Source organism: Aestuariibaculum lutulentum (assembly GCF_032926325.1).
Lineage (GTDB): Bacteria > Bacteroidota > Bacteroidia > Flavobacteriales > Flavobacteriaceae > Aestuariibaculum > Aestuariibaculum lutulentum.
The window spans coordinates 2,551,780-2,571,961 of record NZ_CP136709.1; the positions used below are offsets into that span (position 1 = coordinate 2,551,780).

At 35.6% G+C, this 20,182-nt stretch carries 14 protein-coding genes; 5 read left to right on the forward strand and 9 right to left on the reverse strand.

The window, feature by feature from the left end:
• Nucleotides 1–7: 7 nt before the first annotated feature.
• Nucleotides 8–1,855: a sulfatase-like hydrolase/transferase gene (locus tag R1X58_RS10920; RefSeq protein ID WP_240572776.1), complete on the reverse strand. Its 1,848-nt coding sequence runs from the start codon at nucleotides 1,853–1,855 to the stop codon at nucleotides 8–10.
• 407 nt (nucleotides 1,856–2,262) lie between these two features.
• Between R1X58_RS10920 and pflB the strand changes: the two genes are divergently transcribed.
• The 4 genes from pflB (at nucleotide 2,263) to R1X58_RS10940 (ending at nucleotide 8,199) form a co-directional block, all read left to right on the forward strand.
• Complete coding sequence (gene pflB, locus R1X58_RS10925; protein WP_240572777.1) at nucleotides 2,263–4,488, forward strand: formate C-acetyltransferase; 2,226 nt, start codon at nucleotides 2,263–2,265, stop codon at nucleotides 4,486–4,488.
• An 84-nt stretch (nucleotides 4,489–4,572) separates the two neighbouring features.
• Nucleotides 4,573–5,328 carry a pyruvate formate-lyase-activating protein gene (gene pflA, locus R1X58_RS10930; RefSeq protein ID WP_240572778.1) on the forward strand — a complete coding sequence of 252 codons (756 nt, stop codon included), beginning with the start codon at nucleotides 4,573–4,575 and terminating at the stop codon, nucleotides 5,326–5,328.
• A gap of 70 nt (nucleotides 5,329–5,398) precedes the next feature.
• On the forward strand, nucleotides 5,399–6,901 hold the full coding sequence (locus R1X58_RS10935) for a DUF3360 family protein (protein WP_240572779.1): 1,503 nt from the start codon (nucleotides 5,399–5,401) through the stop codon (nucleotides 6,899–6,901).
• Between the two features lie 41 nt (nucleotides 6,902–6,942).
• Entirely contained in the window at nucleotides 6,943–8,199 is a 1,257-nt protein-coding gene (locus R1X58_RS10940; RefSeq protein WP_240572780.1) for an L-lactate MFS transporter, read from the forward strand.
• Nucleotides 8,200–8,266: 67 nt separating this feature from the next.
• On the opposite strand, the gene purL is transcribed toward R1X58_RS10940, so the two are convergent.
• From purL to R1X58_RS10960, 4 genes are all read right to left on the reverse strand, one after another.
• Nucleotides 8,267–11,929, reverse strand: coding sequence for a phosphoribosylformylglycinamidine synthase (purL, locus tag R1X58_RS10945; RefSeq protein WP_240572781.1), 3,663 nt, complete (start codon nucleotides 11,927–11,929; stop codon nucleotides 8,267–8,269).
• A gap of 115 nt (nucleotides 11,930–12,044) precedes the next feature.
• Nucleotides 12,045–12,929, reverse strand: a complete 885-nt coding sequence (locus tag R1X58_RS10950; RefSeq protein ID WP_240572782.1) for a fructosamine kinase family protein — start codon at nucleotides 12,927–12,929, stop codon at nucleotides 12,045–12,047.
• Nucleotides 12,930–12,959: 30 nt separating this feature from the next.
• Nucleotides 12,960–14,060, reverse strand: a complete 1,101-nt coding sequence (locus tag R1X58_RS10955; protein WP_240572783.1) for an endonuclease — start codon at nucleotides 14,058–14,060, stop codon at nucleotides 12,960–12,962.
• Between the two features lie 53 nt (nucleotides 14,061–14,113).
• Nucleotides 14,114–15,328 (reverse strand): RsmB/NOP family class I SAM-dependent RNA methyltransferase, encoded by a 1,215-nt coding sequence (locus tag R1X58_RS10960; protein ID WP_240572784.1) that lies wholly within the window; start codon nucleotides 15,326–15,328, stop codon nucleotides 14,114–14,116.
• 182 nt (nucleotides 15,329–15,510) lie between these two features.
• On the opposite strand from R1X58_RS10960, the gene R1X58_RS10965 reads away from it, so the two are divergent.
• On the forward strand, nucleotides 15,511–16,557 hold the full coding sequence (locus R1X58_RS10965; protein ID WP_240572785.1) for a WD40/YVTN/BNR-like repeat-containing protein: 1,047 nt from the start codon (nucleotides 15,511–15,513) through the stop codon (nucleotides 16,555–16,557).
• Nucleotides 16,558–16,589: 32 nt separating this feature from the next.
• Here the strand turns inward: R1X58_RS10965 and R1X58_RS10970 are convergent, their stop codons facing one another.
• From R1X58_RS10970 to R1X58_RS10985, 4 genes are all read right to left on the reverse strand, one after another.
• Complete coding sequence (locus R1X58_RS10970) at nucleotides 16,590–17,036, reverse strand: hypothetical protein (protein ID WP_240572786.1); 447 nt, start codon at nucleotides 17,034–17,036, stop codon at nucleotides 16,590–16,592.
• A gap of 9 nt (nucleotides 17,037–17,045) precedes the next feature.
• Nucleotides 17,046–17,546, reverse strand: a complete 501-nt coding sequence (locus tag R1X58_RS10975; RefSeq protein WP_240572787.1) for a hypothetical protein — start codon at nucleotides 17,544–17,546, stop codon at nucleotides 17,046–17,048.
• Between the two features lie 30 nt (nucleotides 17,547–17,576).
• Nucleotides 17,577–18,128 carry an RNA polymerase sigma factor gene (locus tag R1X58_RS10980; protein ID WP_240572788.1) on the reverse strand — a complete coding sequence of 184 codons (552 nt, stop codon included), beginning with the start codon at nucleotides 18,126–18,128 and terminating at the stop codon, nucleotides 17,577–17,579.
• A 165-nt stretch (nucleotides 18,129–18,293) separates the two neighbouring features.
• Nucleotides 18,294–20,120: an ABC transporter ATP-binding protein gene (locus R1X58_RS10985; RefSeq protein ID WP_240572789.1), complete on the reverse strand. Its 1,827-nt coding sequence runs from the start codon at nucleotides 20,118–20,120 to the stop codon at nucleotides 18,294–18,296.
• Nucleotides 20,121–20,182: the final 62 nt, after the last annotated feature.

Consider the following 20,182-nt stretch of genomic DNA (forward strand, 5'->3'; position numbering starts at 1 on the left):
TAAAGAATTATTCAACAATAATTTCATCTATAAAGAACCAGGCAGGGAACCCAGCTCCGGGATGACCTTTCGGGCAATTCCCTATGCCTTCAACTTTAATTTTAATGAACTGGCTTTTCTTATCGACGTTAATTGTTAAGCGCTCCGTTGTGTTTTCAGTTTTTGCTTTATTGTCATCTCTCTTAATATCTTTTGAAGAACCAAAGGTTTTTCCGTCATCAGAAAAACTAACTTCCATAGCATGTACCGGAAAAATCCAGTTACCAGAATTGATAAGCGAATTAACACTGATGCTTTTAATGGCTTTCACTGAATTTAAGTTAATAATAAATTCTAAGTTCTTTCCTTCCTGACCAACCCATTGGCCGGAAGCATAATCGGTATAGCCTAATTTGCCGTCAATTAATAAATCGGCATTGTTGTATGATTTGTTAAGCGCCGATGTTGCTTTAATGGTTGCACCAACGGCTAAATTGGATACTTTTTCTATTTTCTTCGGAATATCTTCTTCATGACCATGTTTCCATGATAAGAATTCCTGAGTTAGTTCTTTTACTTTTTCAGGGTATTTTGAAGCAAGGTTTACCATTTCGGAAACATCCTGACTTAAATCTGATAAAAACAGTACGTCTTCTTCTAAATTTAATTCTCCTTTGTTAGAGGTATCTTTAGGGAAGCCTATAAGTTTCCAGTTTCCTTTTCTAACCACCCATTGTTTGCCATATTTCCAGAAAGCTGAGGTTCTTTTGGAAGCTGTATTTGGACGCTTAATCATATCAGACATGTCTATCCCGTCTATTTCAGTTTTGATCTTATCAAGCTTACAAAGCTTAGCCAGTGTAGGCATCCAGTCGATATTCATTAAAAACTCATCGTTTACGATACTTTCTGGTAAATTGTTTTTCCAGCTGATAATGGTTGGGAGCCTTATACCGCCTTCAAACAAACTACTTTTAGCACCGCGGTAAGGGCCGGCATCTCCACCGCCACCAAAAGCACGTGTTTCGGTGGAATATCCGTTATCTGATTGATAGATGACAATCGTATTTTCACGAATGCCTAAATCGTCTAGTTTATCCATTAAAAAGCCAATGCGCTCATCAATAGTAGAGATAAATGCTGCATAATCGCCACGTGGTTTTTCAACATTCTTATAATAATCACGCCATTTTTGAGTTGGTTGATACGGGTAATGCGGCATATTTATGGCGTAATACATAAAAAACGGTTCATCTTTATGTTCTTCAACAAAATTTATAGCCTTATCTGAAGCTAAATCAGGGAAGTATTGTCCGTCGTAAAATACTTCTTTTCCGTTTTCATATAAATCATGCGTGTTTGGACCTTCCCAATAAAAGAAGTGTGAATAATTATCGATACAACCTCTTAAGTGTCCGAAGGAATAATCGAAGCCTTGTCCGTTAGGGCTTGAAGCCTCATCCATTCCAAGATGCCATTTTCCTATATGACCTGTGCTGTAACCATTATCTTTAAATAATTCAGCTAAAGTATACTGTTCGGCTGGAAGTCCGGAACTTCCTGGTTCAGCCGAGGTATTTCCTGTAAGTTCCGCATTTTGAGGATAGCGACCTGTTAAAAGTGCAGCTCTGGATGGCGCACAAACGGGTGCCGCTACATAAGCTTGGGTAAAACGAGTACCCTCTTTAGCAAGCTGGTCTATGTTTGGTGAATAAATATCTTTTGCACCATAGCTGCCTAAATCGATAGCACCCTGGTCGTCGGTGTAAATAACAATTACATTAGGTTTTTTTTGAGATTGGGCAAAAAGGTGAATACCGGTTAAAACGGTAATAACAGTAAAATAGGTTTTAAGAATATTTGAAATAGAATGCATTTTCAAATCAATTAAGTTTTATAGTTTAAGAAGCCACTAAAATTAAAATTTAAACTTAGATATCATATTTTTTTAGACCAATGTTTCCCTGAGAGCAGTAAACAACCTGGTTAAATTATTTGAGAGATTCATTTGTTTTTATGAAAATCACATGGTTTTTCATTAAAAGTCATCAAAAATTCTACTAAAATAATAGGATGTTATTCTTTCTGAGGTAAATTCAATAAAAGTGTAAATTATTTGTTTTTTATCGGGTTTAATTCAAACGTTTTCGTAAAAATATAAGAAGTTAAAAGCTTCATTATTATGGGTTTCATGATAAAAGTCATCTTTTTAGAAGTGTCATGTTTCTACTTTTGAAGTAGCTTAAATAGAAATGATTATTATAACATTTAACCAGGCATAAAATGGAAACAAAAAGTTTAAAAGGTGGAATTTGGACAAAACAAATCGATGTTAGAGATTTTGTATTAGAAAACATTACTCCTTATCATGGAACAGATCAATTTTTAGTTGGACCTAGCGAAAAAACCCTTAAGTTATGGGATGTATGTAAAAAGGCTATTCAGGAAGAACGTCAGCATAATGGTGTTCGTTCTGTGGATACCGATACCATATCTACAATCAGCGCATTTAATGCGGGATATATAGATCGTGAAAATGAAGTAATTGTAGGTTTACAAACCGATGAATTGCTAAAACGTACCATGAAACCTTTCGGAGGATTTAAAGTGGTACAAAAAGCACTTTCAGAACATGATTTAAAGCCAAATGAGGCATTAACCGAATTATTCTCTAAGTATGTTAAAACACACAACGATGGTGTTTTTGATGCTTATAACGACGAAATTAAAAAATTCCGTTCACTAGGTTTCTTAACCGGTTTACCGGATAATTACGCCAGAGGTAGAATTATTGGAGATTACAGAAGAGTTGCTTTATATGGAATTGATTTTTTAATTGAATCTAAAGTAGCCGATTTAGCCAATATTGAGGGGCCAATGACAGATGCTGTTATTCGCTTACGTGAAGAAGTAGCAGAACAAATCAGAGCACTTCAAGACATGATTGTTTTAGGCGCTAAATACGATTTAGATTTAAGTCGTCCGGCTGAAACAGCTAAAGAGGCTGTACAATGGACGTATATGGCTTACTTGGCAGCGGTTAAAGAACAAGATGGAGCAGCGATGTCTTTAGGTAATGTGTCTACATTCTTAGATATATACATCCAAAATGATTTAGAAGAAGGACTTATCACCGAGCAAGAAGCACAAGAGTATATCGACCAGTTCGTAATGAAATTACGTATGGTGCGTCACTTAAGAATGGGAGCTTACGACGAGATTTTCGCAGGAGATCCAACTTGGGTAACTGAAGCTATTGGAGGTATGTTTGAAGACGGAAGAACTAAAGTAACTAAAACCTCTTTCCGATTCTTAAACACATTATATAATCTAGGGCCATCACCAGAGCCAAATATGACGATTCTTTGGTCTGAGGATTTACCACAAAATTTTAAAGATTTCTGTTCTAAAGTTGCGATTGATACGTCGTCTATTCAGTTTGAAAATGATGCCTTAATGCGAAAAAGCAGAGGAAGTGATGACTACGGAATCGCATGTTGTGTATCTCACCAGGCTATTGGTAAGTCAATTCAATTCTTTGGAGCAAGAACCAATTTAGCAAAAACGCTGTTATTGGCCATTAACGAAGGACGTTGTGAAATGACCGGTACTCCAATGGTTGATGGTATTGCACCACTTGAAGGAGAGTATTTAGATTACGATAAGGTTATGGCTAACTTTAAAGTAGCAATGAAACAAGTAGCACGAGTGTATAACGATTCTATGAATATTATTCACTACATGCACGATAAATACTATTACGAAAAAGCACAAATGGCTTTAATCGATACGAATCCAAGTATTAATATCGCTTACGGTATTGCAGGTTTATCAATTGTTGCCGATTCATTATCAGCTATTAAATATGCTAAAGTAAAACCAATTAGAAACGAGGAAGGATTAACTGTCGATTTTAAAATTGAAGGTGAATTCCCTTGCTACGGTAACGACGATGATCGTGTAGATGTTTTAGCAGCTAATGCCGTAGCCGATTTTAATAACGAATTAAAACAATTAGCTGTATATAAAGATGCAGAGCCTACCTTATCGGTTTTAACCATTACATCTAACGTGGTTTACGGTAAGAAAACAGGAGCAACACCAGATGGTAGAGCCAAAGGAGTAGCTTTTGCACCAGGAGCAAACCCAATGCATGGTAGAGATTCTAAAGGCGCCATTGCATCATTAAATTCTGTAGCTAAAATTAATTATCAAGATTCTCAGGATGGTATTTCAAATACCTTCTCTATTGTTCCAAAATCATTAGGACACAATGAAGAAACTAGAATAGAGAATCTAACAACAATTTTAGATGGTTATTTCTCTAAAGGCGCACATCATGTTAATATTAATGTGTTGAATAAGGAAACACTTATCGATGCAATGGAGCATCCTGAAGAGTATCCACAGTTAACCATTCGTGTTTCAGGATATGCTGTAAACTTTGTAAGATTAACAAAAGAACAGCAGCTTGAAGTTATTACACGTTCTTTTCATGAATCCATGTAAACTTTTTTAATATCAATTTAAGTCAGAAATACCTGGAAGAAAGAGTCGACAAAAACACTTTCTTTCAGGTATTCTTAAAAGGTTATGTCTCTACACTATCAAGATAATATATTAAATGTGCACTCTGTTGAATCCTTTGGAACCCATGATGGGCCTGGTATTCGTATGGTTGTGTTTTTACAGGGCTGTAAATTAAAATGCCAGTATTGCCACAATCCGGATACCATAGATACCCATGGCGGAGAGGAATATCACATTGAAGATTTGGTTCAAATGGCGCTAAAAGTAAAACCTTATTTTGGAAAAAAAGGAGGCGTTACGGTTTCTGGCGGAGAACCCTTATTGCAGTCTAAGGCTTTAATTCCTTTTTTTAAACGATTAAAGGAAGAAGGTATTCATACCAATATTGATACCAACGGACGCATCTTAAATCATTTTACAGAAGAATTACTTGATAGCTATGCCGATTTAGTGATGTTAGATATAAAACACATGACTGAAGAAGGATTTGAGACATTAACAGGCGCAAAAAATAAAGAAACGACATTCAATTTCGCTAAACATCGTGAAGCTTCAGGAAAACCTATGTGGTTGAGATATGTGCTTATTCCTGGTATAACCAACAAACCAGAATTACTACAAGCACTTGGAGAATACTTCCAGAATTATGAAACGATTGAAAAAATTGAATTACAACCTTATCATAAGTTAGGAATTCATAAATGGGAAGCCTTAGGATGGGAGTATCCGTTAATGGATGCAAGAGAAAATACTGAAGAAGAAATTAACGATGCCGTTCAAGTATTACAAAATTATTTTAAAGAAGTGAAAGTGAATTAACAAGCAATGGATTAGATATTACTAAACTTAGAATCAAATTAAACCAACTGACCCCTAATAATATTTCAAAATGAAAACATATAAAGAAGCGCATAGACCGGCATCAGACTTCGAAAGCCGATCAGAATATCTGGATCATGAATTACAAATCATGAAACCTAAACGATTCAGGCTTAATTTACCGGGAAGAGATTACAGATTTGAATGGGAAGATATTGTTCCGGCATTGGCAGGAACCCTCGGTATTATTGCTATGTATTCCTCTGTAATGATGGCCTGGGCTAACGGACTTTCTGAAGCATGGGAGCATGTTACATTAGGTAAAGATTTTGCTATTGAAGTATCGCGGGTAGAAATGATTATACCTGCGTTTTTATTTGTTATTCTGGCTTCTGGTTTTTTTAATCCAAGGGCTAATTTAGCAGGGAATCACGGACCAATGATTCCTTTGATTGCCAGTATTGCTTTGGCAGGTGCCCACCCTTTGGCATTAGCCATTTTAATTGGTGTTTTAGGACTCTTACTCAGTGTCTTTAAATTGGGGTCTCGACTGGTGGATTTAACCAGTAAAGGTGTCGCTGGCGGATTACTTATATTTTTAGGATTTACGGGTGCCATTAGTCAGATAAATTCAATTCAATCCTGGGGAATGGGGCTGGAGTCAGAAAGCGTTACTGCGGGTTCTATGGGTTTTTTAGGATTAATTATCCTCGCAGTAACCGTTGTTTTATACAGTTACCTTGCTAGAATTGATAAACGTTGGTTAGCCATTCCTGCAGCAGCAGCTGCTGCCTTAGCTATAGCATTGATTAGTGGCGCAGGTTTTGATCTTCAGTTTACTACACAAATGGGATTACCTAATTTAAATCCTGCGTATTGGTGGGGTAGTACCGAAGAAGGCTGGATGCTTGGTTTACCTACTGCTCAGCATTTTATAGCGTCTTTACCTTTTGCTATTCTTGCTGTGGCCATGTGGTCGCCAGACTTTTTAGGACATCGTATTTTTCAGGAGATGAATTATCCTAAGAAAACAGAAAAAGTATTAATGGATGTAGACGATACTATGACCATGTGTTCTTTCCGTCAAATGGTTGGAACTGCTGTTGGTGGAGGAAATATAACCTCGTCTTGGGGAACTTACATGATTCCTGCAGCCATTGCAAAAAGACCAATTCCGGCAGGAGCTATTTTACTAGGACTTATGGTTATGGCGGTTGCTTTTTTAGGTAGTCCGATGGATGTTGCTGTCTGGCCTCCGGTAAGATGTATAGCACTACTTGTAGGTGTGTTTTTACCAATGATTGAAGCTGGTATACAAATGGTTAAAAAAAGTGCCTGTGCTCAGGCTGCCGGGGTTTGTATTTTTACAGCCATGGTAACCAATCCGGTATTAGCATGGGCGTTAGCTATGTTTTTAGATAATAATGGCTTAATCGGCGATAAAGACAGACCTAAAAATTTATCCATAGCAGATAAGTTTATAATACCGCTGGCTATACTTGTTGTTTGCGTTTCAGCTGTGTTTACGGTGGGGATGTTTAAAGGCATTTACGGTATACAATCCTTTTTATAGGAAGTAAGAAGTGAACTAATCAAATTTAAAACCAACTAATTATGAACGGACAAAAACTAAAAAACAGATGGTTAATTGCAGCATCTGCAGTTGGGATACATATTTCAATAGGCTCTGTTTATGCTTATTCTGTAATGACTAACCCGGTTAAAGATATTTTTGAAGTTGATGGAAGCGTTATAAAATGGGCATTTAAAATAGCAATTCTTTTACTAGGGTTGTCTGCGGCATTTTTAGGACGCTGGGTTGAAAAAGTAGGACCAAAAGTTAGTGGAACAACGGCTGGAATTTTTTATGGTATTGGTATTTTGGGATCAGGATTGGCAGTACAACTAGAGTCGTTAACACTATTTTATCTTTGTTACGGAGTTATTGGTGGTATAGGACTCGGTTTAGGGTATATTACCCCGGTAAGTACTTTGGTAAAATGGTTCCCGGACAGACGAGGTCTTGCAACAGGAATGGCTATTATGGGATTTGGATTTTCAGCCTTAATTTTTGGGCCAATTATGCAGTCTTTATTTGATGCTATTGGAGTAGCAAATGCATTTTATATTTTAGGAGCCATTTATATGGTCATTATTTTATCATCTGCACGATATATTGAACGCCCTCCTGTGGGATATATGCCGGAAGGATTTAAAGCTGGAGAAGGAAAAGTCATTAAGGCTGATATGGCAAATATTGATGCCAATGAAGCGTTGAAAACCAGACGTTTCTACTATATATGGATAATGATGTTTATCAACATTTCATGTGGTATTGCTATAATTTCGGCAGCCAGCCCTATGATGCAGGAAAAATTAAATTATACACCCATGGAAGCTGCTGCTATTGTTGGATTAATAGGAGTCTTTAATGGTCTGGGTAGGTTGTTATGGTCCAGTCTTTCAGATTATTTAGGAAGAGCTAATACGTATATCATCTTTTTCGTTTTTCAAATATTAGCTTTCTATTTCCTACCCAAAATATCGGTAGAGTTAACATTCTTAGTGATTTTATTTACCGTGATAACCATGTACGGTGGTGGTTTTTCAACCTTGCCCGCCTTTTTAGGTGATTTGTTTGGAACGAAACAGTTAGGTGCAATTCACGGTATGGTATTAACGGCCTGGGCACTGGCAGGAATTATAGGCCCAACCATTTACGATGTTGTTAAATCGGCTACAGGCTCTTTGGATACTACGTTAGCCGTCTTTTCCGGATTATTCGTAATAGCTTTTATTGTATCCCTATTAATGAAGCAATTGGTGGTTAAAGCACAACATAAGAAAGAGAAAGAATTAGCTTTGGCTTAATTTATATTTATTGGGAAAAAAAACCTCTTCTAAATGGAAGAGGTTTTTTTATATAATGAATTTTGAATTATTTGTTTTCAATCCACTTTCTGGCATTCACAAAAGCTTCAACCCAAGGCGATACTTCGTCTTGCCTGTTGCTTGGGTAATGTGCCCAGTTCCATTGGAATGTAGAACGCTCGATGTGTGGCATCGTTACTAAGTGACGCCCTGTTTTATCACACATCATGGCTGTGTTATAATCAGAACCATTAGGATTGTGTGGATATTCCGCGTAAGCGTATTTACCAACAATGTTGTACTGGTCTTCAGATTCTGGCAAGTTAAATTTACCTTCACCGTGAGAAATCCAAACTCCTAAAGTACTTCCTGCTAAGCTTGAAAGCATTACCGAGTTGTTTTCCTGAATAGTTACTGAAGTAAATGAACTTTCGTGTTTATGAGAATCATTATGAACCATTTTACCATGAACCTCGTGCTCTGGGTTAATTAATTCTAATTCCATCCATAACTGACAACCGTTACAAATACCAACCGAAAGTGTATCTTCACGTTTGAAGAAGTTTTTAATCACTTCGTTTGCTTTTTCGTTGTATTTGATAGCTCCGGCCCATCCTTTAGCAGAACCTAAAACGTCAGAGTTAGAGAATCCACCTACAGCACCTAAGAACTGAATGTCTTCCAACGTTTCACGACCAGAAATTAAATCGGTCATGTGTACATCTTTCACATCAAATCCGGCTAGGTACATCGCGTTTGCCATTTCACGCTCAGAGTTACTTCCTTTTTCACGTAAAATTGCTGCTTTTGGTCTTGGCTTACTTGCATCGATTACAGGAAGTTTCCCTGAAAAGTGACTTGGGAAGGTGTACTGTAATGGTTGGTTTTTATAGTTGTCGTAACGGTCTTGTGCTAAACCGTTAGCGGTTTGTTTTTGATCTAATAAGAACGATGTTTTGTACCACATATCACGTAAACGAGATACCGTCATGGTGAATACATCCGTTCCGTTGATGATGCTTAATACATCACTTTCTGTTACTTTTCCAATGTTGAAGAATTCAATATTAGCAGCAGATAATACCGTTTCGATTGAAGCATCTTTCGACTGAATTACTAAACCTGCATTTTCAGCAAATAACACTTTAAATGAATCGTTTTCAGCTAAAGCCGTGATATCTAATTCAGCACCTAAATTGTTGTCAGCAAAACATAATTCTAATAAGGTAGTGATTAATCCACCAGAAGCTACATCGTGACCAGCAACAATTTGTCCGTCAATAATTAATTGTTGAATGGTATTGAATACTGTTTTAACGTATGCGGCAGATTGAACATTTGGTGTATCGTTACCAATTTTGTTAACCACCTGAGCAAATGAACTTCCTCCTAATTTAAAGTTGTCTTGTGATAAGTTGATGTAATACACATCACCAGCACCTTTTTGGAATACAGGCTCAACAACTTTATTGATGTCGATACAGTTTGCAGCAGCCGAAATGATTACAGTACCTGGAGCAATAACCTCTTCGTTAGGGTATTTTTGCTTCATAGATAAGGAATCTTTTCCGGTTGGTACGTTGATACCTAAATCAATTGCGAATTCTGAAACCGCTTCAACAGCTTCATATAAACGTGCATCTTCACCTTCATTTTTACAAGGCCACATCCAGTTTGCCGATAAAGACACATTTTGTAATCCGTCTTTTAAAGGCGCCCAGATAATGTTGGTTAAAGCTTCAGTAATCGAGTTTCTACTTCCAGCTACCGGATTAATTAATCCTGAAACAGGCGAGTGTCCGATAGAGGTTGCGATACCTTCTTTACCTTTGTAATCCAAGGCCATTACACCAACGTTGTTTAACGGTAATTGTAATGGTCCGGCACATTGTTGTTTGGCTACTTTTCCACCAACACAACGGTCTACTTTATTGGTTAACCAGTCTTTGGAAGCGACAGCCTCTAATTGTAATAACTGGTCTAAATAATCATAGAAGTTTTCTTTGTTGTAAGCAACATCGGCATAATTGCGAACCACTTTTTTATCGTGCATGTATGTTTTTGGAGAACTTCCAAACATATCATCCATAGCTAAATCCATTGGTTTGTGACCATTGGTCTTAGACTCAAATGTGAAACGGTGATTACCAGTAACATCTCCAACAGTGTACATTGGTGAACGCTCACGATCGGCAATCTTTTGTAATGTTTCAATATGTTTTTCGGCAATCACTAATCCCATACGTTCCTGAGATTCGTTACCGATAATTTCTTTATCTGATAATGTAGGGTCTCCTACAGGTAATTTATCTAAATCGATGTGTCCACCAGTTTCTTCAACTAATTCCGATAAACAGTTTAAGTGTCCACCAGCACCATGATCATGAATAGAAACAATGTAGTTTTCATCACTTTCAACCATACCACGAACTGCATTAGCTGCACGTTTTTGCATTTCAGGATTCGAACGTTGTACTGCGTTTAATTCGATACCTGAAGCGAATTCTCCGGTATCAGCCGATGATACCGCAGCACCACCCATACCAATACGGTAGTTTTCACCACCAAGAATAACTACTTTGTCACCAACTGTAGGTGTTGCTTTTAGGGCCTGGTCGGCTTTGCCGTAACCAATACCTCCAGCTTGCATAATTACTTTGTCGAAACCTAATTTTCTGGCATCTTCTTCGTGCTCGAATGTTAATACCGAACCACAAATTAATGGTTGACCAAATTTGTTACCAAAATCTGAAGCACCATTAGACGCTTTAATTAAGATATCCATTGGTGTTTGGTATAACCACTTACGCTCATTCATAGCTTGTTCCCAAGGACGATTTTCTTCTAAACGCGAGTAAGAGGTCATATAAACCGCAGTACCAGCTAAAGGTAAAGATCCTTTTCCTCCAGCTAAACGGTCACGAATTTCACCTCCTGAACCTGTTGCAGCTCCGTTAAAAGGCTCTACAGTAGTCGGGAAGTTATGCGTCTCCGCTTTTAATGAAATCACAGATTCGAAATCTTTAGTTTCGTAAAAATCTGGTTTATCAGCACTTTTAGGAGCGAATTGCTCAACAACAGGTCCTTTAATGAACGCTACGTTGTCTTTATAAGCTGAAACGATATCGTTAGGATTTGTTTCAGACGTTTTACGAATCATTTTAAATAATGACGTCGATTTTTCTTCGCCATCAATGACAAATGTTCCGTTGAAAATTTTGTGACGACAGTGTTCACTGTTTACTTGTGAGAAACCGAAAACTTCAGAATCGGTTAACGGGCGACCAATTTTTTCAGAAACACCTTCTAAGTAAGCCACTTCTTCGTCGCTTAAAGAAAGCCCTTCTTGAGCATTATAAGCCGCAATATCTTCAATATCCAGAATAGGCTCTGGTTGAATATCAATGGTGAATGATTCTTGGTTTAATCCGTTGAATTTTTCAGAAATCATTGGGTCGTAACCTTTGAAATCTTCAGAAACAGCTTCGAATTCTTCAATTCTAATGATGTCTGAAATCCCCATGTTTTGAGTGATTTCAACAGCGTTGGTACTCCAAGGCGTAATCATAGCCGCACGTGGTCCAACAAAAAAAGCATCCAGCGATGCTTGCTCTATTTTTGGCTGATTGCCAAATAACCATGTTAATTTAGCAATGGTTTCGGTTGATAATTCTTTTGTTGTTTGAACGGCAAAAACTTTACCGGTTACGTTTCCAAAGAAATGAATCATTTTAGATGTATTATGGTTGTAATTTGAAAATGCAAAAATACACTTTTTTAGTCATTTAAATGGCTTTTTTTACGAAAGCATTTTTGATTAATTAATAGGATGTTTTTCAAGGAGTTTAAAAGTATTTTTTAAGGAGATTAATCACTGATGAATAATAGCTTTTTCCAAATAAATTAAGGTGAATTAACAGGTAATACAATTGATAAACTTCGATGCGATTTGATGTGAATTCATCTTCTGGTATAATATTATGATAGGCTTTGTAGAAGTCTTCAGAGAATCCACCAAAGAGTTTTGTCATGGCAATATCTACTTCTGAATGCCCGAAATACATGGCCGGATCGATAAGATATGGCTTTCCATTTGTAGCAATTAAATAATTCCCGCTCCATAAGTCGCCATGTAAAAGCGAAGGTTTTATGTTTTTAAATAAGGGGTTTAGTTTGTTTAGGATCTGCTCTTTTGAAGGACATTCAGATTCCAGTAGTAATTGTTTTTGAATTGCTAATTGTAGCTGAGGATACAGCCGTTCGTTAACGTAAAAGGAGTTCCAGGAATCATTAGGTATGTTCGACTGAAAAAGGTCTCCTATAAAATTGTCCTGCTGCAAGCCGAAATAAGCATTTGTATTTTGGTGAAGTTCGGCTAGTTGCCTTCCCAGAGTTTTGAGATCTTTTGAATCGGGTGATTTACTGTCAATAAATTCAAGAAGTAAAAAGGAGGTGTTTTCAAACTGAGAGTATTCCAAAACCTTTGGAGTTGAAATCGAATTAGTGTTGGCTATGGTTTTTAGAGCTTCCGCTTCAGTTTGAAACATTTGCAAAGCATTGGAAATGGTATTGGTTTTAAGAAAATAACTTTGACCTGAAGTTATGATTTTATAAGCAGACGAAATATCACCGCCCGAAACTGAATGTATAGATTTAATGGGAGCTTTAATTTGTTTTGATATATGTGCGATAAAATCTTCGGTCATATCATAAAAATAAAAGACCATCATTTCGATGGTCTTTGGTTAAACAGTATTATATTATTGCTTTATTAGTTTTTTTGTGATGGTTCCAGAATCGGAACTAATTTTTAACAAATACACACCCTTATTAAGTGTGCTAACATCCATTTTTTTATTGTTTGTGTTTAGATGTTGTTTTAGAATTTCTTTTCCTAAAACATTGTAGATGATGGCATCTAAATCTTGTGTGGTAGAAATATAAATAAAATGGTCTTTAACCGGGTTTGGGTAGATTTTTAAGTTAAGGGTTGTGAAATCATTAGTAGATAAAGCAGTTCCCCATATTTTTGTGATATAGCTTGAGTCGTCTATAAAAGGGTTTCTATTGCCTTGAAAGTTATAGATCTCGTTATTTTTATTAATTTCATATTGACTAACAGGGTCTAAATTGTTCCAAGTTAATAGAATATTTAAAAAGTTAGATTCTATTCCAGGGAAGGTATTTCCATCAAACATAGCGCTTACTTCACTTGACGCATAATTGGTGTAAAAAGTAGAAAGTTGGTCTTCGTAGCGTGTTATAAAATAAAAGTAGGCTCTTGCAACATCACCTTTAAATTCATCGATAGGTTCAAAAACAGATCCCGAATATCCGGAAACAGAACTACTCCCTAGTTTAGAGCCGTTTGAAGAAGTATATGAAGCAAAGTTTACTGTGCCATACGGGTAATTAGCATGTTTGCCATTAACATAACCGTCTGAAGGAAAAACAAAATGAGCATCAGAGTACATTGGGTATGAACTATCACCTCCGAAATAAGACTTAGGAATAACGTGCTCCCTATTATAACAGTCACCTTCACTATTATAATTTCCACATTGATTTGTTATGGTTGTAAAGTTAAAAGTGTCAGGTGATAAAGGAATTTCAGTGTATAAATCAACCAAACTATTATCATTATCGTAGTAACTATCTTTGAAGGCAGCTTGATCATATAAAGTCCATAAATCACCATAATTAGCTACTGTTGAACTATTGGTGTTGTTGTTTATAATATTAAATAACTGTGTTTTTAAGGTAGCTCCTGTACTTGTAGCAGAATCGTAGTATCCTGTAGGTATTTGGGCAAAAACGAAAGTAGAAAGAAGGAAGAAAGATAACAAGTAAAGCTGTTTCATCTGAATCAATTTATGGGTTTTTGATGGTCAGATGAAACAGTATATGTTTTGGTTTAGGCTTTCTTTTCTAAAAGCGCCATATAAAATCCATCGTAACCAGATTTGTGCGATAATACTTTATCGTCTTTTACAAATATAAAGTCTTTTCCTGATTCTGATGTTAAGAATTTTTCAACTTGTTGTTGATTTTCAGAAGGTAACACCGAGCAAGTTGCGTAAACTAATTTGCCTCCTGGTTTAACCATTCTAGAATATTGTTGTAAAATATCTTGTTGTGTTTGTCTGATACGGTCTAAGAAGCTTTCTTCAAGTTTCCATTTCGCATCTGGGTTACGACGTAAAACGCCTAAACCAGAACATGGTGCATCAATTAAAACACGGTCTGCTTTATCATAAAGCTTTTTAATTACTTTGGTAGAGTCAATAGCACGAGTTTCGATATTATGAGCACTATTACGTTTTGCACGACGTTTTAGCTCATGAAGCTTGTTAGCATAGATGTCCATAGCAATAATTTGCCCTTTGTTTTCCATTAAAGAAGCAATATGCAAGGTTTTACCCCCCGCACCAGCACAGGTGTCTACTACGCGCATACCTGGTTTTACATCTAGTAAATCAGCCACTAATTGAGAAGAGGCATCCTGAACTTCAAACAATCCGTTTTTAAATGCTTCTGTAGAAAATACATTAGCACGTTCTTTTAATTTTAAAGCATATGGATAATCGGCTAAAAATTCGGTTTCAATATCTAAATCGAATAGTTCAGCCTGAAGTTTTTCTTTAGTAGTTTTTAGTGTATTTACACGTAAAATAACATCGGCCTGTTCGTTTAAAGCCTCGATTTCTTTCGACCAAACGGTGGATCCTAATTCTTTCTCGCCAATGGCATCAATCCAGTCAGGTATAGATTCTTTAAACTTTCTGATTTTTGATAACTCATCAAAACGTCCTTTAATTTTACGAGTTGGTGTGTTTTCAAAATATTTCCAATCCGGTAATTTAATACCTTTCAGGGTTGCCCACACAGCAAACATGCGCCACAGATTATCTCTGTCAAATGGTTCTTTAACTTCAGCAATTTCAGCATAAAGACGTTTCCAACGTACAATATCGTAAGTTGTTTCGGCAACGAAAGCACGGTCACGACTTCCCCAACGCTTGTCGCGTTTTAAAAGTTGTTGAATAACTTTGTCGGCATATTGTCCTTCGTTAAAGATTAGAGTTAAACCATCTATAACTGAGAAGCATAAATTTCTGTGTAATCGCATTGTAAATAAAATATGAGGCTGCAAAGGTACATTTAAAAGTTAATTTGTTTATAGCTTTAAGTTTTTATTTACATAGCTTTTATACATTTAGCGAAAATTTCGACTTTAAAATGAGCTATAACAGCGCGTTTGTACGTAACAAGATGTATATTATTTAATTTTAAAACAAATACATACTATATATGAAACAGTTATTCGTTACCCTTTTATTGATTACAATATTATTTTCCTGCCAGAAGAAAGCAGAATTTATTCCTAGGGATTTTAAATCGGTAGCCGTTGAAGATATTTTTGAAGATTCATTATTAAGTGTGCGTGCGATTGAAATTCTAAATGACAAAAGTCTGGTATTTGCAGCGAATAATGGTGTTTTCGGATTGTATAACCCAAACACCAAAATATGGCAAACGTCTGTTCAGCAATACGATTCTTTAAATCTTCATTTTAGAGCTGTAGCGCATACTTCATCCGATTTTTTTATGCTGAGTATTGAAAATCCGGCCTTGTTATATAAAACCGGTGATGATGGCAGAATGCAATTAGTTTACAAAGAAACCACCGAAGGCGTATTTTATGATGCCATGACGTTTTGGAATGATACTGAAGGCATAGCCGTTGGTGATAGTGTAGATGGTTGTTTATCCATTATTATTACTCGCGATGGTGGACAGAGCTGGAATAAGATGTCTTGTGAAAATTTACCAGAAGGAGAAGTTGGAGAAGGGGCTTTTGCCGCTAGTAATACCAATATTGCAGTAATAGGAGATAAAGCCTGGGTTGCCTCTACGAAAGGTAATGTATATTTAACAGAAGATAAAGGTAAAACCTGGACCGTAACAAAGTCACCTATGATTCAGGATGCTGAAACCGAAGGTATATATTCTGTAGCTTTTTATGATGATAATTTAGGTTATGCCATTGGAGGAGATTTTACAAAGCCAGATGCAAATAAAGCCAATAAGATGAAAACCGTTGATGGCGGTAAAACCTGGAATCTGGTCGCTGATGGACAAATGCCTGGTTACAGAAGCTGTGTGCAGTTTTTTCCAAAACGTGAAGGAAAGGAACTGGTTACAGTTGGTTTTAAAGGTATTGATTATAGTAAAGATGGTGGTGAAACCTGGACGCATTTAAGTGATGAGGGGTTTTATACTATACGATTTATAAACGATTCTACAGCGTATGCAGGAGGTTCAAAACGAATAGCCAAACTAACATTTAGGGAATAAAAAAAAGGAGCTTTTAAAAGCTCCTTTTTTTATTAGCGTTTTTCAGATTTCATTTTTTTTTCTAAATAACTGTCAAACAGTCGTTTTTTGAATTCTTTTTCAGCTCCTTTTAAAATTAATACTTTTTTTGGAGGTAAGAATTTAAGAAGGTCCCGGTTTAATTTGTCATCGACATCGATTCGTTTTCTTTCGGAAGCACTTAATTTATCTAGCAATTCTTTTGCTTTTTCATTTGATAAATCGTTAATGTTCTTTTTTATTTTATACTGAATACCATGAATGTCATTTCTTATTTTAGATGATACTTCTTCGTAATCATTATATATCGGCCAGAACTTTTCAGCTTCATCAGGACTTAAATTTAGGCGTTCTGAAATGAAAGGTATTTTTAGTTCTTTAAATTTTTCGTCGTGACCTTGGGCAAATCCACTGACTGAAATTAAAAGAAATAATATAGGGAGTATTAATTTTTTCATCATAACAAACTTTTAATTAGTCATTATACCTTCAAGGTCTAGATCGTTAAGAATGTAGTCTTCAAAGGTTGCTTCATCAATTTTTACTTCTTTAAAATTTTCTTCGGCTAAGTCTTCAACTGTTAATCTTGAGGCTATTTCGTATAAATCGATATCTTCATTTAATAAATAACTTTCTACCGTTTCATTGTCTACACCGTCTAAAATAGGTTTCGTTTTTTGGATGGAAAGTGTAAACAATAAGGTAACTGCAGCAGCAATACTTGAAGCATAAAGCAGATTTTTTCTGTTAAACAGAGAAATAACTTTAGGTTCTTCCTGCTGCTTAGAAACCTGGCTAAGAATCTTGTCTTCGAGCGTGTCTAAATAATTTTCAGGAACAGTAAATCCGGAAGAATCTGTCGATGCTTTAAGTTTTGCTTGGGTAAACAACCTGTCTTCTAAAGTATCGAAGTAATCCTCAGGGACTTTAAATCCTGAATTTTTGATAGTATGTAGTTTTTCCTGACTCATATAAGTAAGACTTTATTTTTAACTAAAGGTTTAATCTTTAGTTAAATAAGCTTCTATTTTTTTTGTTGCTATATGATAAGATGCTTTTAAAGCACCTTCACTGGTTTCTAAAATTTCTGCCATATCCTTGAATTTTAAATCCTGAAAATATTTCATGTTAAAAACCAGTTGTTGTTTTTCTGGTAATGTGGCTATGGCTTTTTGTAATTTTAGCTGTATGGCATCACCTTCAAAATACACATCGGATGTTAAATTATTTATAGCTAATTGCTGTGCTTCCTCATTGTTGGTTTGCAGTCGCTTAGCATTTTTATTAATAAATGTTATCGACTCGTTAGTAGCTATACGGTACATCCAAGAGAATAGTTTACTTTCTCCTTTAAAATTATGAATATTTTTATAAATCTTAATAAAAGTGTTTTGTAAAACATCGTCTGCATCGTCGTGATATTTCACAATATTTCGGATATGCCAATATAAGCGCTCTTTGTAAAGCGTTATAAGGTGTCTAAAAGCTTCTTCTTTTTCTGAATCAGATTTTAGTTGCTCAATTAATAAATCTTCGTCAATCACTAAATGCATTAAAGGTTAGACCTATAAAATTACAGAAAGTTTAATGTGTTGATTATAAAAATAAGTTAAAATAGAATGCGGAGGTTGTGTCTTATTTTGTTTGTTTACTTAGAATAAAAAAAGGATAGAAATACAAGTCTCTATCCTTTTTTATTAATATCAATAATTTTTTGTCTATTCGAAGCTTTGCATTTCTACAAGCTTTTGGTAAACACCTTGTTTAGCAATAAGATCGGCATGTTTTCCATTTTCAACAATTTCACCTTTACTCATTACAATAATGTTATCGGCATTTTGAATGGTTGACAATCTGTGTGCAATAACTATAGATGTTCTGTTTTTCATCATATTTTCCAGAGCTACCTGTACTAAACGTTCGCTTTCGGTATCTAAAGCGGAAGTTGCTTCGTCTAATACCATAATAGGAGGACTTTTTAGTACGGCACGAGCAATACTTAAACGTTGTTTTTGTCCTCCGGATAATTTGTTACCGGCATCACCAATATTGGTGTCGATACCTTTAGGTAATTCTTTTACAAATTCCCAGGCATTGGCCACTTTTAAGGCATCTATAATATCTTCATCGGAAGCATTGTCTTTACCTAATTTTAGGTTGTTTTTAATGCTGTCGTTAAACAGAATAGCATCTTGAGTAACAATACCTAATTGGTTACGAAGAGAGTAGGTAGTCAGCTCACGAATGTCGATGCCATCAATTAAAATGCGGCCTTCATTAACGTCATAAAAACGGGTTACTAAATTCGCAATGGTCGATTTTCCACTTCCAGATTGACCTACTAAAGCAACGGTTTCTCCTTTAGGAATGGTTAATGAAAAGTTTTTAAGCACATAGTCTTTATCGTATTTAAAAGAAACGTTTTCGAATACGATTTCAGCATCGAACCCTGTTTTAGCGATAGCATTTTCTTTGTCTTTTAATGGGTTTGGCGCATCGATAATTTCCTGAATACGCTCGGCAGCTGCATCTCCTTGTTTGATGTTGTATAATCCGCGAGAAATAGCTTTTGCAGGCACCATAATATTATAAGCTAAACCTATGTATGCAATAAAAGAACTCCCGTCTAATGAGCCGTCAACAAGTACCAATTGACCTCCATACCATAAAAGCACTGAAATTACTAGAATTCCAAGAAATTCACTTGTTGGAGAGGCTAAATTTTGTCTATTTAAAAGCTTGTTAGAAAAATTAAAAAAACGATTCGTTGAATTTTGGAATCTGTCATTAAATTTTTCTTCAGCATTAAATCCTTTTATAATACGTAATCCCGTTAGTGTTTCTTCTAAAGTCGATAAAAGAATTCCTTGTTCTTTTTGAACACGATCTGATTTTCGTTTTAAACTCCTACCAATTCTAGAAATAATTAATCCTGCTAAAGGAATGAAAATGAATACGAATAGGGTTAATTTAAAACTTATGATAACCATCATGATGATTGTAAAAATAATCGTTAATGGTTCACGGAAGATTAATTCTAAAGCAGGAAGCATAGAATATTGTAACGTAGCAACATCCTGAGTAACACGAGCCATAATATCACCTTTGCGTTGTTCAGAAAAGTAAGAAAGCGGAAGTTCTATAGTCTTTTGATAAACGTTATTTCTTAAATCACGAACCACACCATTTCTTAAAAATACCATGAAGTAATTCGCTAAATAGCCAAAGATGTTTTTAAGAAGGAATAAAATTATGATTAAGCCAACAACCAGTAATAGTGCTTTTTGAGGTTCACTTTCTGTATACTGATTTACCTGATAAGCAAGATAATCTTTGTAGTAATCCTTTAAATGACTTAAGCCTTCGTATACGGGTGCTTCTGTGATTTTTTTAGAATTCTTTTCGAATAGAATATCCAACATAGGGATAAGAGCAACGAAAGATAGTGCACCGAAAAGTGCGTAAAATATGTTTGAAATAATGTGACCAATAGCATAGCTTTTATATGGCTTTGCGTATTGTAAAATGTTGAAAAATTGCTTCATTTAAAAAGGTCTGTTAAAAAAACATGCTTTTATGAAAAACATAAAAGCATGCATATTTTACA

Bases quoted from the DNA above. Each gene is read 5' to 3' on its own strand.
- R1X58_RS10920 (WP_240572776.1), bottom strand. From the start codon at position 1,855: ATGCATTCTATTTCAAATATTCTTAAAACCTATTTTACTGTTATTACC.
- R1X58_RS10985 (WP_240572789.1), bottom strand. From the start codon at position 20,120: ATGAAGCAATTTTTCAACATTTTACAATACGCAAAGCCATATAAAAGC.
- purL (WP_240572781.1), bottom strand. From the start codon at position 11,929: ATGATTCATTTCTTTGGAAACGTAACCGGTAAAGTTTTTGCCGTTCAA.
- R1X58_RS10980 (WP_240572788.1), bottom strand. From the start codon at position 18,128: ATGCATTTAGTGATTGACGAAGATTTATTAATTGAGCAACTAAAATCT.
- R1X58_RS10970 (WP_240572786.1), bottom strand. From the start codon at position 17,036: ATGATGAAAAAATTAATACTCCCTATATTATTTCTTTTAATTTCAGTC.
- R1X58_RS10940 (WP_240572780.1), top strand. From the start codon at position 6,943: ATGAACGGACAAAAACTAAAAAACAGATGGTTAATTGCAGCATCTGCA.
- R1X58_RS10935 (WP_240572779.1), top strand. From the start codon at position 5,399: ATGAAAACATATAAAGAAGCGCATAGACCGGCATCAGACTTCGAAAGC.
- R1X58_RS10955 (WP_240572783.1), bottom strand. From the start codon at position 14,060: ATGAAACAGCTTTACTTGTTATCTTTCTTCCTTCTTTCTACTTTCGTT.
- pflA (WP_240572778.1), top strand. From the start codon at position 4,573: ATGTCTCTACACTATCAAGATAATATATTAAATGTGCACTCTGTTGAA.
- pflB (WP_240572777.1), top strand. From the start codon at position 2,263: ATGGAAACAAAAAGTTTAAAAGGTGGAATTTGGACAAAACAAATCGAT.
- R1X58_RS10960 (WP_240572784.1), bottom strand. From the start codon at position 15,328: ATGCGATTACACAGAAATTTATGCTTCTCAGTTATAGATGGTTTAACT.
- R1X58_RS10950 (WP_240572782.1), bottom strand. From the start codon at position 12,929: ATGATGGTCTTTTATTTTTATGATATGACCGAAGATTTTATCGCACAT.
- R1X58_RS10975 (WP_240572787.1), bottom strand. From the start codon at position 17,546: ATGAGTCAGGAAAAACTACATACTATCAAAAATTCAGGATTTAAAGTC.
- R1X58_RS10965 (WP_240572785.1), top strand. From the start codon at position 15,511: ATGAAACAGTTATTCGTTACCCTTTTATTGATTACAATATTATTTTCC.